Annotated in this window: 12 protein-coding genes; 2 read left to right on the forward strand and 10 right to left on the reverse strand. The window is 40.0% G+C overall.

Going from position 1 to position 14,971, the window contains the following annotated elements; all coding sequences use genetic code 11:
* Nucleotides 1-8: 8 nt before the first annotated feature.
* From LEP1GSC203_RS12485 to rlmN, 5 genes are all read right to left on the reverse strand, one after another.
* Entirely contained in the window at nt 9-521 is a 513-nt protein-coding gene (locus tag LEP1GSC203_RS12485) for a cytochrome c3 family protein (RefSeq protein ID WP_002974237.1), read from the reverse strand.
* A gap of 261 nt (nt 522-782) precedes the next feature.
* Nucleotides 783-2,783, reverse strand: a complete 2,001-nt coding sequence (locus LEP1GSC203_RS12490) for a methyl-accepting chemotaxis protein (protein ID WP_002973917.1) — start codon at nt 2,781-2,783, stop codon at nt 783-785.
* A 235-nt stretch (nt 2,784-3,018) separates the two neighbouring features.
* Nucleotides 3,019-4,725, reverse strand: coding sequence for an ArnT family glycosyltransferase (locus tag LEP1GSC203_RS12495; protein WP_002973567.1), 1,707 nt, complete (start codon nt 4,723-4,725; stop codon nt 3,019-3,021).
* Complete coding sequence (locus LEP1GSC203_RS12500; protein ID WP_002973710.1) at nt 4,722-5,006, reverse strand: Cys-rich protein; 285 nt, start codon at nt 5,004-5,006, stop codon at nt 4,722-4,724. The genes LEP1GSC203_RS12495 and LEP1GSC203_RS12500 overlap by 4 nt, the downstream gene beginning before the upstream one ends.
* Complete coding sequence (rlmN, locus tag LEP1GSC203_RS12505) at nt 4,993-6,051, reverse strand: 23S rRNA (adenine(2503)-C(2))-methyltransferase RlmN (protein ID WP_051064169.1); 1,059 nt, start codon at nt 6,049-6,051, stop codon at nt 4,993-4,995. Before rlmN ends, LEP1GSC203_RS12500 begins: the two co-directional genes overlap by 14 nt.
* 214 nt (nt 6,052-6,265) lie before the next feature.
* Here rlmN and LEP1GSC203_RS12510 point away from each other — a divergent pair, with 214 nt between their 5' ends.
* Entirely contained in the window at nt 6,266-7,585 is a 1,320-nt protein-coding gene (locus LEP1GSC203_RS12510) for a sterol desaturase family protein (RefSeq protein ID WP_002974320.1), read from the forward strand.
* On the opposite strand, the gene LEP1GSC203_RS12515 is transcribed toward LEP1GSC203_RS12510, so the two are convergent.
* Both LEP1GSC203_RS12515 and LEP1GSC203_RS12520 read right to left on the reverse strand, forming a co-directional pair.
* The gene (locus LEP1GSC203_RS12515) at nt 7,569-9,563 is read right to left on the reverse strand and encodes an LTA synthase family protein (RefSeq protein WP_002973717.1); all 1,995 of its coding nucleotides are present in this window, start codon (nt 9,561-9,563) and stop codon (nt 7,569-7,571) included. The genes LEP1GSC203_RS12510 and LEP1GSC203_RS12515 overlap by 17 nt on opposite strands.
* A 61-nt stretch (nt 9,564-9,624) precedes the next feature.
* On the reverse strand, nt 9,625-10,860 hold the full coding sequence (locus LEP1GSC203_RS12520) for a PQQ-dependent sugar dehydrogenase (RefSeq protein WP_002974454.1): 1,236 nt from the start codon (nt 10,858-10,860) through the stop codon (nt 9,625-9,627).
* A 73-nt stretch (nt 10,861-10,933) separates the two neighbouring features.
* Between LEP1GSC203_RS12520 and LEP1GSC203_RS12525 the strand changes: the two genes are divergently transcribed.
* Nucleotides 10,934-11,236, forward strand: a complete 303-nt coding sequence (locus LEP1GSC203_RS12525) for a transmembrane 220 family protein (RefSeq protein WP_002974186.1) — start codon at nt 10,934-10,936, stop codon at nt 11,234-11,236.
* A gap of 82 nt (nt 11,237-11,318) precedes the next feature.
* On the opposite strand, the gene sufB is transcribed toward LEP1GSC203_RS12525, so the two are convergent.
* From sufB to LEP1GSC203_RS12540, 3 genes are read right to left on the reverse strand one after another with little or no spacing between them, the layout of a single operon-like run.
* Complete coding sequence (sufB, locus tag LEP1GSC203_RS12530) at nt 11,319-12,713, reverse strand: Fe-S cluster assembly protein SufB (protein ID WP_002974163.1); 1,395 nt, start codon at nt 12,711-12,713, stop codon at nt 11,319-11,321.
* Nucleotides 12,714-12,747: 34 nt separating this feature from the next.
* Complete coding sequence (locus tag LEP1GSC203_RS12535) at nt 12,748-13,341, reverse strand: peroxiredoxin (RefSeq protein WP_002973954.1); 594 nt, start codon at nt 13,339-13,341, stop codon at nt 12,748-12,750.
* Between the two features lie 35 nt (nt 13,342-13,376).
* Nucleotides 13,377-14,885, reverse strand: coding sequence for an ATP-binding cassette domain-containing protein (locus tag LEP1GSC203_RS12540; RefSeq protein ID WP_002973820.1), 1,509 nt, complete (start codon nt 14,883-14,885; stop codon nt 13,377-13,379).
* Between the last annotated feature and the right edge of the window lie 86 nt (nt 14,886-14,971).

Below are 14,971 nucleotides of genomic sequence, written 5' to 3' on the forward strand. Positions count from 1 at the left end.
TCTCCCGATTATCTGTGGCACGTAGAACAATCGTTAGGAGCATTGTTCTCTCTATGGCAATCGACACAAAATCCCATATTGAGGGACTTGGACTGTCTAACCTTTACCATCTCTGCCATGTTGCCGTGGCATGTGGAACAATCAACACCGCGTTGTACGTGTCTTGAATGGTTGAAGTATACGAAGTCTGGTTGGTCATGAACCTTCACCCAGGGAACTGGAGTGTTGCTGTCGTATTGTTCTTTAAGCCACTTAACATGTTCTTGGTTACCCGCTACGTTACCTGCTCCATGACAGTTCATACAAGTGGAACTTGGAGGAATTGTGGCATGGGCCGAATTTTCAACACCGGTATGGCAATACTTACAGTCGATTTTGTTATCGCCCGCATGTATCTTGTGGTTGAAGGGGATGGGCTGGTCGGGTGAATAGCCCACATAACGGCTAGGTGAAAAAATCAAATATGCAAGCGCTGCAATCGCAACGATAGGCACAGAGATCTTGAGTATTTTTATATTCATTCGCAGATTTCCTGAATCCGTTTACACTGTCTTCTGACAAGGAAAGGTAAAATCAGAAAAAAAGCAAGTATGTAAGGGTTTTGGTTGCGAAAAAACATGAAAAGAGACATAATTCTAAATTTTTTAGAAACTTTCTTTATTGAAACCCAGTCTCAATTAATCGCTCCCTTCCCACCAAACAGGCGTTACTTTTCCTCTAAAAATTTAGAATGAGTTAGAATCGGCCTAAGATTTGCATAAGGCAGTAACCAAAACCATCCCTTAGTTCCTTGAAATCGTAAACCTCTTCGTAATAGAACGTAAAGTATCTGCAGCATGAGATAAACTTTTAGAAGAGGAAGCAACCAAGTCGGAGCCAGTGGCAATGTGCATAGTTTCATTATTGATCCCGATCACTGACTGGGAAATTTGTTCAATCGCCCGTTTTTGTTCGTCGATGGCCCCACGAATGGACTCAGATTCACGACCCACTTCGGCGGAACGTTCATCGACTTCCTGGTTGTAGTTCAGTTGAGACTTGGTTGCCTCCGAAAGGCGTTTCATCACACTTTCTACTTCTGCAATGTCTCGGATGATGAGATTGAGTAATTCCACAGAGGAACGAATTCCCTTGGCCCCTTCCTCAAGTTCCTTACTGTTTTTTCCAATCATATCCTCTATGGCCTGGATGGAATGCGCTGTTTTGTCGGAAAGTTTCGAGATCTCCTCGGCAACAATGGCAAACCCTCGCCCCGCCTCTCCTGCTCTTGCGGCTTCAATGGCAGCATTCAATGCAAGTAAACTGGTTTGGTCAGAGATTTCATCAATGATGCCAATGACTTCTTTCATTTCAGAGGAAGACTCTAAGATGACATTAATCACTTCCTTCATTTGGTTTAAGGACTCACCACCGAGTTTTGCTTGTTTGGTAATATTTTCTGTATTGGCGAGAGCGGCCTTGGTATCCTTTTCAATTTGAATGGCTCCTTTAGAAAGCTCTAAAATCTTTTGGTTAAATTCCAAAATATTGTCGTGTTGTTTGACAGTGGAAGCAGCTGTAGTTTCCATACTGGCTACTACTTCCTCTGTGGTGGCGGAGATCTCTTCTGCCGATGCAGCCGTTCCTTGGGCCATATCAGAAAAACTAGCAGAAGACTCACGTAATCCCTCAGCAGAAGAGGCAATCTCTTCAGCCACCGTTTGGATTTCGCCAAGAGAGTTTCTGATGCTTTTTACGAAACCATCCAGTGCCAAATTCATTTGTCCAATTTCATCATGGTTTGTGAGTGTAAATGATTCTGTTAAATCACCGGCAGCCATTTTATCTAAAATAGCTACAGAGGATTCTAAAGGGAATAGACGTTTTTTAAGAAACCGAAAGATTCCAAAGACAACAAGGGCTGTAATCAAAAACACAACGACAAGAGCAGTGACAGCTACCTGAATGAATCCTGAATTCATATCGGACTTAGGAAGCACCACTCCGATAATGGTATTCCACTCTTCCAACCGTTTGATGAGAAAAGCAAAATCTTTTCCATTTTCTGTATATTCAAAGTAGGCTCCATCTTTGGCTTCGAGTATGGGCCTTCCTTCTGGAATTTTACTTAAATCCATTTTTAGAATTTTTGATTTATCGGGACCAGCAAAAACAACTCCCTTCGTTGTAATGGCAGTTACATAACCATTGGCACCAACGTGGATCCCTTCTCCCATACGTTTCGATACCTGTTCTAAATTCAAAGCGATCCATAAAATCCCGACAAGTCTACCTTGGTCTTCAATAGGAAATGAAACTAGACTCACAGGCAAACCAGTGATAGGTGACTCCTGGACAGAGCCAATTAAAAACTTTTTCTTTAATGCAACAACCACATGGTCACCAGTTTTTGACTCTTCTAATTGGTAACCTATTGAACGGGGAATCCCAGCTGCAAATATCTTAGCATTTTGGATGGGAGCAGATAAAAAGATATTTTCGTATTCGCCATTCGCATCTTGCATAATTCCCACAAGGAGATTGGTGGCAAATTCGGACTTTCCTGATTGGAAGGATTCTACGATCTCTCTTTGTTTGGAAAGTAAACCTGCAATCCGCAGTTGTGATTTATAATAATTAGAAAGTTCGGCACCGGCACTTTTGCCCGCGTTTTCCATTTCCCCTCGGTAAACTTTGACAAGAAGTCCCCAATTCAAATACAAGATGAGAGTAGATACAACCGCAGATAAGATGAGGATGGATAGGAATGTATAGAGACCGAGGATGTATTTTAAACTTTTCATATGGCACCGTATGTGACGTGTCATTACACCGAGTTTTTAAAAAATGGAAAGGATTTCTTGGAAAAATATTTCTAAATTTGTGATTGGGAAGGAGTTAAGAATCGAGTCATAAGTAGTATAAACTTAGTACAAGTCTCTAATATTCAAAATCTCTGGAAAATGGATAGGGCAAAAAAAAAGGCCCTGATTTGACATCGAAGGGCCCTAAAAACCAGACTTACACAATTTAGCCTAGTTATACTTTCGAATTTTTAGAAGATTTCCCCTGAATTTTTTTTAGCCAAATCAAAGAAATTTTCTTTGTGACGAGGCCCCTTGTCTCTTTTTTCAAAAAACCGATGGTGGGTGTGGCTACTTTGAAGGATTCACGTTCCAAAACGGGCTCAATGCTGTATCCCGGACCCGCAAGTTCCTGCAGTTGGCCGAGTTTTTCGGAAGGTAGGATAAGAAGTCTTTCTGGTTTTTCTGACCAAAGTTTGTCTAGTTTATCTCGATCATAGACGTTTCTAAAGTTTCTTTCCGCATAAAAACCATAGGAACGTTTGGAATTGGACAACCAAAAGGTATACACCACGGGTTCGTTTGGTTCAAGTTCTTTAATTTTGGCTCCAAATTCTTTAGCAGGTTGGAAACTGGTTAGGAGTGGATAAAACTGTAAACTAATCGCACTGAAAAACAAGGTGGCACCCACAAGAGTCACTAACACTTCCAAAGGAATGAGTTGCGCCGACAACATGATAAAAAGGATTCCAATGGCACCAAATACATAGTAAAGAATTCCGACATCTGCCACAAAAACGGGAATGAGAAAGTAGCCAACTAAATAGACAAGACCTGCAATTAAGAAGGAAGGACGAAGGCGCTCCACACTAGAACGAAACAAACTTTCTTCGGCAATTTTTCCGAAATACAAGGCTGCCCCTGGCAATACCCAATAAGTGTATTGTGGGAGGGGAAACCTGGAAAAAGAAATTAAGAATAAAAAGAGAAATACCCAAAACGGAATCACAAAATCGATTTCTTTGTATTCGTTTGCTCGAATTTTACGAAGGATTTCCTTCCATCCCAAAGATTTAATATAGTTGTAAGTGCGAAATGCGATGTAAATAATCATCGGCACCACTCCACTAAAGAAAGCCCAAGAAAAAGATTTATAAAAGTAGAATGGATCAAACTTCACATCATACATCTCTTTGTAAAAACGACCAAAGGACTGGATCCACAAAAAGAAGGATGGGCCATAAGAATTAAAACTTTTATAAAGTAAAACACACCAAAAGGCAGGAAGAGATGCGAGGACAAAAATCCCCGTGGGAACTCTCATCGATAATAACAACTTCCAATCCCTGCGAAATAGAATGTCCCCGCCAATAGATAAAGCAGGAATCACAACAGAGATTGGACCTTTGGTGATAAATCCCATGGACATCATAAGATACATTAAATAAAAATAATTAGGATTTTTCTTTCTTCCTAAATAGTAAAAGTGATAGGTAAAAACCAAATAAGCAGTGAGATAAACATCGATTTTGGGATCCACAATCATGGCATAAAAACCAGGAGCTAGTAGATACGCAAAAGATGCCAGATAACCTTGTCTTTCCTTTCCGCCTGTTAAAATCGTAATGCGATAGATAGAAAAAACAGAAAGTAAACTGAGAAGAATTGCAGGAATCCGAAATGCAATATTACTAATTCCGAATAGAGAAAAGGATGTGGCTATTGTCCAAAAGGTAAGGATGGGTTTGTCTAAATAACGCCTTCCATTATCGAACAAGGTAAAAAAATCACCAGATAACACTAGTTCACGACTAATGCTAGCATACTGAGAACTATCGATATCGATTACATCCAACGGAAGTGTAAATAAAACAGGAAGGGATGCGAGAAGTAAAAGAATTCGATAAAAAATTCTTTCGGAGGGAGCAAGGTTTTCTTTCATTCTAAAGCACCAATTTGTAAGAGGCATTGTCCAAATCCTTTACAGGAATTGGGTTCTTGGTCATAACATTGAAGGATATCACTATTGTGTGTGGTACATCCATCCATACATTGGATTCGGCCAGTACGTTTGACATCTGGTGCTAAGGTAAGTTTCAGTTCTTCCTCAGTGCAAGTGACAAAGACTTCACATGCCGCTTGGCATTTTTTTTCTACGATATCTTGGCAATTCCCAAACAAGATAGCTATCGCAAGAGTTAAGATCCATTTACCGTGTTTCACTTCGAATTCCTTTTAGAGCTAACATTCCGCAAGCACCATTAATGTCCCGGCCAGGACTTCTACGGTTGAGAATGGGGGCTGTTGTTTTTGCTTTGAGATGCATGACAAAATCTTTGACCTCATCGTCTGTGGGTCTCCGCCATCCTGTAAAATCAGTATTCAGAGGAATTACATTGATTTTACATTTATTGACCGAACGTGCAATTTTTGCCAGGCGCTCCGCATTGTCACGACCCATATTCACATCTGGGATCATTACATATTCAAATGTAATGGCACGGTCAAGTTCCTTAGTGAATCTTTTAGCCGATTCAACTAGTTTGTCTAACGGATGTTTATCGTTTACATCCATGATCGAGGAACGGGAATTAGGGTTGGGATGATTGAGAGAGATGGCAAAATTAAAGGGTTCTTTGTTTTCGATAAATCGATTGATTCCTGTTGTCACACCTGCAGTGGAAATAGTGATTCGGAGTGCACCAAGACCAAAACCTTCTTTGTCACGGAGGATATGGGCTGCCTTCATCACAGAGAAGTAGTTATGCATAGGTTCCCCCATTCCCATAAATACGATGTTTGTGGCTCGGTCTCCCACAAGTCGTTCCACTTGCAAAATTTGGTCTAGGATTTGCCATGTATGAAGGTTGCCTTTGTATTCCAAAAGTCCTGTGGCACAGAATTTACAATTGAGAGTACATCCAATTTGGGAAGAGATACAAATGGTTTTACGACCCCCATCTCCTGAAGGAATCCAAACGGCTTCGATCTCTTTGTTTTCACCTACATAAAAAGTAAATTTACGAGTTCCGTCTTCTTTGGACGCAAGGTCCCTTCCAAGTTCAATTTCAGGAAAGGAAGTATGTTGTTTTAATTTTTCGCGAGCTTCTTTGGATAGGGTGGTGAACTGGTCTAAGTTCGTATAACGGCTCTTATAGATACCTGTATAAATTTGTGCTGCTCGGTATTTTTCCAGACCTAAGGAAACACATAACTCTTCTAGTTCTTTTTTGGTTTTCCCTTTGAGAACCGGTATTTCCTCTTTCATTTGTTTGGATGATCCACCTTTAGCCAATCTTTTCTGCGCCCCCCGTAGGGACAAGGATTTCCGGCAATTCTCTAATTCATACTCCAGATTCGGCTACGGAACAAGTCTAAAACGGAAATCTTGGCCACTTCTTAGTGAAATTACTGAGGCCAAATGGACATTGACTTACATACATTGATTCAAAAGCCTAGTATCTAGTGAGGAAAAATTACGAATGAATAGCGACGCCTTTATGGAATATGCCTTTATCGTCATGGTCGCGCTGATAGGAATCGAGATATTTGTTTCCTACATCAAAGGAAAACAATATTACCGATTGAATGTTCTCATTGCAGACGTGAGTACTGGTGTGATCTTTGCATTGATTGGAGTGGTCATCCTCCTCGGTGCCTTGTATGTATATGACCAAGTGGAAAGAAACTTTTCTCTCTCAACGCTTGGGTACAATTTTTTTCCACTGGAAAGCCCATTTCGTTTTTCGCCAAGTTTTTCTGTAAACTGGAAGGCTCTCGGAGCTTGGAGTTTTGCAGTTGTCTTTGCTGATTTTATCTATTACTGGTTTCATAGACATTGCCACGAAATCAATTTATTTTGGGCCACCCATGTCACCCACCACTCCACACAAGAAATGAATTTATCTGTGGCTTTTCGTGGAAACGGGTTACAAAGAATATTCGAATATATTTATTTTCTATCTATGGCAGTCCTTGGAATTCCCTGGCCAATGTTTTTACTCAGTCATAGAATTCTAAAAGTTTACCAATTTGTGGTCCACACTCGTTTTGTTGGGAAGTTAGGATTTTTAGAAGAGTTTATGGTGACTCCTTCCAACCACAGAGTTCACCATGGAATCCAACCAAAATACATTGACCGCAACCATGGTGGTATCTTTATCGTTTGGGATCGGATGTTTGGATCTTTTGAATGGGAAGCGGAAGAACCTATCTATGGTTTGACAAAACCAGTGAATTCTTTTAACCCCATCACGGTAAACCTACATGTATTCAAAGATATGTTCTTTCAAATTCTGAAATGTAAATCTTTGGGTGATGTATTGAAAACGGTATTTGGACCTCCTGGTTGGAAACCAACATACTTAATTACACCTGCGGATGCAGCTCCCGAACCGAACAAAGTGGTCAAATATGATCCAAAACCTCCGATGGGAGTTATGATTTATGTGGCACTCCAAGCGGCTGTACTTATGGCAGTGGGTCTTGTGATTTGGAAGGTAGCAAAAATCAATTTAGAAAAGGACATGGTGACATTGGGAATATTATCCATCGTGATCGTCTTTAGTCTGTTTTCTATCGATAGGACAATGGAAATGAAACGATGGTCGAGAAGGACAGAAGTAGTTCGAAACGTTCTCTTTATTCTAGCTTTTGTTGCGGCACTGTTTTATTCCAATATTCCAAATATTGAGATCTTTGCCATTCCACTCATTGGCCTCTCGTTTGTATCCTTAGTTTGGATAGTCATCAAACGAAAGACCTTCTTTGATTTGAGTAATATTTCTAATACTTGGTATTAGATTTAATTTCTTTAAGAACGGACTCCGAAGGGAACAAATGGTTCGACTTCAGGAGTTCGTCTCCTAAATTTAAAAAAGCTTTCGTTTTATCCCCATGTTTTTTGCATAAATTGATATCTCTGTAACAAAGCCCGATGTCCACAAACGGTGGTTTGATGGTCTTTGTTTCCCCCTGTCCACCAGACACTGACTGGTAATACAAAAAGTCATCTTCAATCCATCCAAATATATTCCCATAGGCAAAATAAGCAGACTGTCCTTTCACTTTCCTTAAATCCCGACCCATCACACTAAAATAAACTTCCCTTTCCATAAAACCAAGGATCGTAGGAATTAAATCCAACTGGGAAGTGATGTCTTCTCTCAGTTCCGGTTTGATTTTACCCGGGGCATAGATCAGTAGAGGAACATTGCGATCTTCGTAATAGTTGAGAAAGCGGTGGTGGCTATGGTCTGAAACAAAAAAGAAAATAGTATCCTTAAAGTAAGGAGCTTTTTTTGCTTTTTCCATATATTCATGCAGAGCAAAGTCTGCATAGTGGAGAACGTTTAAGTATTCACTGTCTTGAGTAGTCGATTCAAACAATCGATACTTTTCATCTGGCACTTTGTATGGATAGTGAGTGGTTCCTGTATGAATGACAGAGACAATTGGTTTACTAGGCTTTACCTCTAACAACCTTCGATGCATGGCGTCTAGTGAAGCTTCATCCAAATAACTCCAAGGCCCCGTTTTGTATTCTGGATTTTTTTCTAACTCACTTTTGCCGACGAGAGTATCAAATCCCCAATGGTACATGATACTTCCTTTATTGTTAAAACTGAGATCAGTTCCCGTAACAAAAAGAGTTTCATAACCGATTGTTTTTGCAATATTTCCAAGCCCTGAAAAACGATTGAGGATTTGCGGGGTGCGAACCGCCGTGAGGCCTGGTCTGTCGGGAATTCCTCCCATAAGAGCCATAAGTCCATTGGTAGTCCTTCCCCCACTCGCAAAAAAATTCTTAAAGAACATCCCTTGCCGAATGAGTTGGTTAAAATACGGTGTGACTACTTTTCCTTCGACTTGGCCAGTTCCAATGATATCAATAAACTTTCCTGTCCAACCTTCCAAAACAATCACAACAATATGTGGTAAGGGTTTCGTTGTATTGAGAGTGTTTTTCCGAAGTAAAGGATATTCTTCACTCACAAAAATAGAACCAGGATAAGCTACTTCCTTTTGGACGATGGCACTGGCATCATTCAATTTCATAAAATGACGGTCGTCCACTTTGGTCATTTTTAAGTCGGTGATCACAGTAAAACCTGGGTTAAGGACTAAATCGTTGATGATGGTTTCTTTGGTGATGATGGCATCACTTGTCCTTAGAGGACTCGTTTGAATTCCTCCGCGAATCCCAAGAATAAGAAGTGCCAATACTACCAGAAATTGGAGCCCCGCCCACTTATAGTGTAAATTTACATGCGAATAAGGAAACTTAGATTGGATTTTATAAATTCCAAAACTAATGCCACCTATGACAAACAGGCCAAGTAAAAACAAAAAAGGGTTTTGAGAAAAAGCAGATCCCACAAGAGGCAACATTTCAAAACCCAGATATGCAAAAGCTTCGTATCCTAAATGTTTGTTTCCATTCTCATAATAAATCAAATCCGCAATGAGAAGAAAAAGAAGTAGGATGATTAAAATGACGGGGAAAGTTCTCCATACAGCCCGATAAATACGGTTACGGTTGAGAAAGTGTAAAGAAGAATACAACAAGCTCGCGCCAAGTAACACACATAAGACGGAAATATCAAACCGTGCGCCTTTTAAAAATGCTTTGAATAAAATCCAAATGGATTTGTCATGGATCCGGTAAGAATACATGGTAAAAAAAGCGACCCGGTAAATAGTAAGGAATACAATCCCAAGTCCCGCCAAAAGCAAATGAAACCGAATGTAAAACGGCAGTTTTGAAAATAGTTTTTTCATAAATAAAAATTAAGAAACGTCCATAAAGTTAATTCAGTATAATGGTTAGTGCCAATTTTGGTTAAGGTTTTACCACTTTATATATGGTTCCTGATTGGTAGTCTGCTACAAAGATTTCTCCATCATTGTCCCGTCCAAAAGTCGGAATGAGTAAGTTCCATTTTCCAAGTGCAACGGTTTCCGTTACCCTAACATTCTCTCCCGGTTTTGGAACAGGAATAGCCCAAATTTTTCCTTGGATAAAATCACCAAACACATACATTCCTTTCAAACTGGGAATGGCAGAACCTGTATACACATATCCACCAGTGATGGATTGGCCTTCGTCTCTACCATATTCATAAAAAGGAGGTTGGTAAAGTGCCGTATTACAGCCGTCAGTAAAACAATGAAAACCTTCCGTTTGGTTCCAACCGTAATTTTTACCAGAAAGGATGATATCTACTTCTTCATAGGCATCTTGGCCCACATCAGCCACAAGCAAACGTCCGTCAGGTGAAAAACTCATTCGCCAAGGATTACGTATCCCATAGGCAAAAATTTCCGATGCGTAACCGGATTTTCCGACAAAGGGATTGTCTGAAGGTATGGAATAAGGTTTTTTAGATTCTTTGTCAGCGGTCACACTGATTCTTAAAATGGATCCAAGTAAGGTATTTGGATTTTGTCCATGGTTTTTGGGATCGGCTCTCCACCCTCCATCCCCAAGTCCAATGTACAAATGACTGTCCGGGCCAAACGCCAATTGTCCCCCATTATGATTAGGATAAGGTTGTTCCACTTGCAATAACACACGTTCGTTTACGAGTTTCATAGTCTCGTAATTGGTTGGGTTTTCCACTTCCCATTCGGAAACAATCGTGATGTCTTTGTTTGCAATCGACTTAACATAATTGGTATATAGTTTTGGTTGTTTGGAAAACTGTGGATGGAAAGTAAGACCAAGAAGACCTTCTTCGCTATCCGTAATGACTGGAAATTTTGCAAGCACTCGGCTTGTCTTTTTTTCTCTGTGAAAGAGTATAAGGTTCCCTGCTTTTTCTAAAACAAAAAGAAAGGGTGTGTCCCCTGGGGGAAACTGGATGTCCGTGGGTTCTTTTACCTTCACGACTTCTTGTAGTGAGATAGCAACTTGTTTGCGTTTGGCATCCAGGCCGATAAAGAGGGGTTTTGATCCGAGGACTTGGCCATCGGTTTCATACTTCTTATTGAAGTTTTTTAAAACGGTCCTGCCTAAATCATCACAAGAAATGGAGACAGACAAAAAGGAAAATAAAACAAAGATTTGGATTTTCATAGTACTTAAGGTTCCAGTCATAAGATAATTGACTTGGATTTGTGTCCGCAATCAAAAAACTTAGGTGAGATCTATGAAACTCTTTCGAATTCTTTGTATCCCTATCTTCCTCTACTTTGCTTATTTGCAATTGAATGACCCTGACCCTTACCTTTGGTTCCCTATTTACGCTATTGTGGCAATCATAGCGCTTGTTGGATTCTATCGTATGGTGCCCAAGTTCGTTGGGTGGATTCTTATACCAATTTATTTAGTTTTAGCCGTATATTTTTACACACAAGCTCCCTACTTTGGAATGGAAGTGGAAGAAGTCAGAGAGTATTTAGGGCTTTTGATTGCAAGTGCTGCAGTGGCAGTTCTTGTCTTTAAACGGTAGAAACTACCGCCTTTTACGAAAAGTTACAAAATACTTTGTATCAGGAAAACTAAGGAAAGTGAGTAGAGAATGAATTTGCCGACTATTTTTCGGCAATGACCTTTCCGTCTTCCAAAATCATTTTGATGAGTTTTGTCATCTCGACAGAGTATTCCACATCTAAATGTTTGGTGACTCCTTCGCAAAATCCGTTGATAATGAGTAACTTGGCATCGTCTTCGGACATACCCCTAGATTGTAAGTAAAACAATTGGTCATCATCAATTTTGGATACCGTGGCTTCGTAGTTTAGAGTTCCCTCTTCCCCAGAAACATCGTTGTAGGGGTAAGCATGCGACTGAGAGCGGTTGTCCATCATAAGCCCATCACATTTGATATGACTGTAAGATCCTTTACTCGATGGTTCAAACTTAACAAGCCCACGGTAGGAATTGATTCCCCCATCGAGTGCCACTCCTTTGGCAAGGATATTGGAACGAGTATTTTTTCCCACATGGATGATCCGAGCACCAGTATCTTGCACTTGCCCACTTCCAGCAAATGCTAAGGATAAAACATCCCCAGTGGAATGATCACCTTTTAAGATGATCCCTGGATATTTGATGGTATTGGCTCCAATATTACAATCGGTCCAAGTGATGTGAGCTGCTTCTTCGCAGATCCCCCGTTTCACGGTCCAATTGTACATATTCTTTTTCCAATTTTGTATGGTGGTATAAAATATCTTAGAGTCTTTTTTGGCAACGAGCTCTACGACGGCAGTATGAAAATTGGTTCCTTTGTCCTGAACCGAAGTACATCCTTCGCTGTATTCCAAATGAGCTCCTTCATCAGCGATGAGGAGTGTGCGTTCATATTGTCCGGAACTAGCAGCTGTTACTTTAAAATATGCTTGAAGAGGCATGGGAGTTTTAACTCCCTTAGGAATATAGGCAAATGATCCACCACTAAAAACTGCTGAGTTAAGGGCAGAGAATTTATTATCCCCAATGGTAACTACGGTTCCCAAATACTCACGAACGAGTTCCGGATATTCTTTGATGGCAGTGTCAATGTCGCAGAAAATAATTCCGAGATCAGTAAGTTCTTTTTTTACGTTCGCATAAATGGTTTCGGAATCATTCATGGTTTCGATTCCGGCCAGGTATTTCCTTTCGTGTTCAGGAATTCCTAATTTTTCAAAACTACGTAGGATTTCTGGATCCACTTCGTCCCAAGATTTTTTTTTCTTTTGGTTGGAACCTACATAATGTACATAGTCATCGATATTAATATGAAACTGAGGTATGAATCCCCAAGTAGGCATTGGTTTTTGTTCATAGACTTCGAAAGCCTTCAAACGAAATTCAGCAAGCCAACTTGGTTCGTTTTTGATATGGGAGATAGATTCTACAACCTTACGAGTGAGGCCCTTTGGAAAATTATCAGGTTTATAAAATTCAAAAGGTGCCTTGTCTAAACTGGCTGTAGTTTCCATACATTCTCCCTTCTCTATTTCAGAGAATCTTTAATTAATTTACGGAAGCGAAGTAAGCCTTAGACCCAGTAGGATCTGCTTTCATCGTTTTCTTTCCTTCGTCCCAGTTTGCAGGGCAAACTTCACCGTGTTTTTCCACAAATTGGAAAGCTTTGATGAGGCGCACTGCTTCTTCAATGTTACGTCCTACAGGAAGGTCGTTAACAGTTGCTTGGCGAATGATACCCGCAGGATCAATGATAAAGGTCCCGCGAAGGGCAACCCCAGCATCAGGGCCTGACTCGATCAAAACTCCAAAGGATTTTGCGATCTCTTTTGTTTTGTCAGCGATGAGTGGGTATTTGATCTCACCAATACCACCTTCTTTTCGGGCTGTTTTTTTCCAAGCTAAGTGCGAAAATTCGCTATCAACGGAAACTCCCAAAACTTCGGCTCCGATCTTTTTAAAATCTTCGAGTTTCGCATCGTATTCAATAATTTCTGTCGGGCAAACAAATGTAAAATCGAGTGGGTAGAAAAATAGAACCACCCATTTTCCTTTGTAATCGGACAATTTGATTTCTTTAAAACTATCCCCGATCACTGCTGTTGCTTTAAAATCTGGGGCATGTGATGTCACTTGTGGCATAAAGTCACTCCTTAGAATTATTCTAAGTACAATCCTTAGATTCTGTCTAGATGTTTTTGGACGAGCGACAGGTTTTCCAATGACCATTCTTCCCAAGTGATAGATTCGACAAACCGCCTATCATGGCTAACCACCACCAATGCGGTTTGGAGGGTCTTAAGTGAGCACTCGAGTGCCTCTAAAGAATTTATATCCAAATGGTTGGTTGGTTCGTCTAAGAGAAGAATTTCTGGGCTCTCTTCCAGGTGAAGAGATAAATATAACTTTTTTATTTCTCCCGGACTAAAACTTTCTGACTCTGCAAAACGTTTTGGATCTGTTCCCAACCGGTGGATTCCCGAAAGGACCTTCGCTTTTGCGTCCGCTGGAAGGTTTTGAAATTTCCACTGCAAACTTTGGACCTCTTCTTTCGAAAACTCTTGGGGTAAATACAAATAAGGAATTTGTTTTTCTTCGCATTGATTTGCTAAAAACCGAAGGAGTGTAGATTTACCAGTTCCGTTTTTTCCAGTGATCGAAATTTTTGATTCAGGTTGGATTTGAATATGAGTATTCAAGTTTAGTTTCATAAATCCAAAATCAAAACAATCTTCTTCCCATAAAAACAAATGTTTCCTTTTGGAAATTTCCGTTTTCCAAGTTATCCCCAAATTTTCTTTTTCAGGAAGGTTTACAAAGATTTCATTTTCTTTTCGTTCGGATTGTTCGTATCTTTTTTCTAACTGATTTTTGAGTCGGCCAGCTTGACCATCTTTTCCACTCACACGCGCTAAGTTCTTTTTAGAACGACCATCATGATCATGAAGATCCAAACCTTTTTTGGATCTATGTTTGTGGGAAAGACTCGCCTCTTCTCTTCTACGTTTGAGTTCTGCATCTAGTTTTTTTCTTTCTTTCCGCCTAATTCCCCAATCGTGAACTCTCTTCTCGGCTTCTCTTTTCATTTCCCTTTTGCCTTCGGAATAATTTCCTGGCCGTTGCGAATAAAAATTCTTTTCTAAAAACACACAAGAAGTTGTAAGATCATCTAACAAAGATCTGTCGTGGCTAATGAGGATTCCAATTCCTTGGTAATGTTTCATAGCACCCTGAATGATCTGGATACTTTCAAAATCTAAATGGTTTGTGGGTTCATCCAAAATCAAACTCGCAGGTCCATAGGACAAAGCCATAGCAAGGAGGATCCTTCGTTTTTCTCCAAAACTCAAATGATCATATTCTTCTAAAGATTTGATTTTGACCTTCAAAAGATTTTTATATTTTCCTGATTCTTTGGAATTGTCATAAAGAAAATCTGATAGTTCTTCTTTGGAAAGATCTGTATCTTGGGAAAGGTAATAGACAGTTTCATTTCCAACCACAGTTCCTGAATTTGGTACCAGTAAACCTGCAATGATTTTGGCAAGAGTGGATTTTCCACTCCCGTTTTTGCCAACAATTCCCGTCCAACCTACACTAAAATGAAGGTTTAGACCTTGGAATAAAAGCTCGGATTGAGAATCGTAGAAATAATTTAAATTGTGAATGGTGATATGTTGGGACATGCGACAAGCTCCTTTGGTTTCCATTGGGGAAATAAGCAAACAAGTCTTGTCCTAACGAGTTAGGAGAAAGATGGATTTAGTATTTT

Origin of the sequence: Leptospira terpstrae serovar Hualin str. LT 11-33 = ATCC 700639, assembly GCF_000332495.1 — a bacterium.
In the GTDB taxonomy this organism is placed as follows: domain Bacteria; phylum Spirochaetota; class Leptospiria; order Leptospirales; family Leptospiraceae; genus Leptospira_A; species Leptospira_A terpstrae.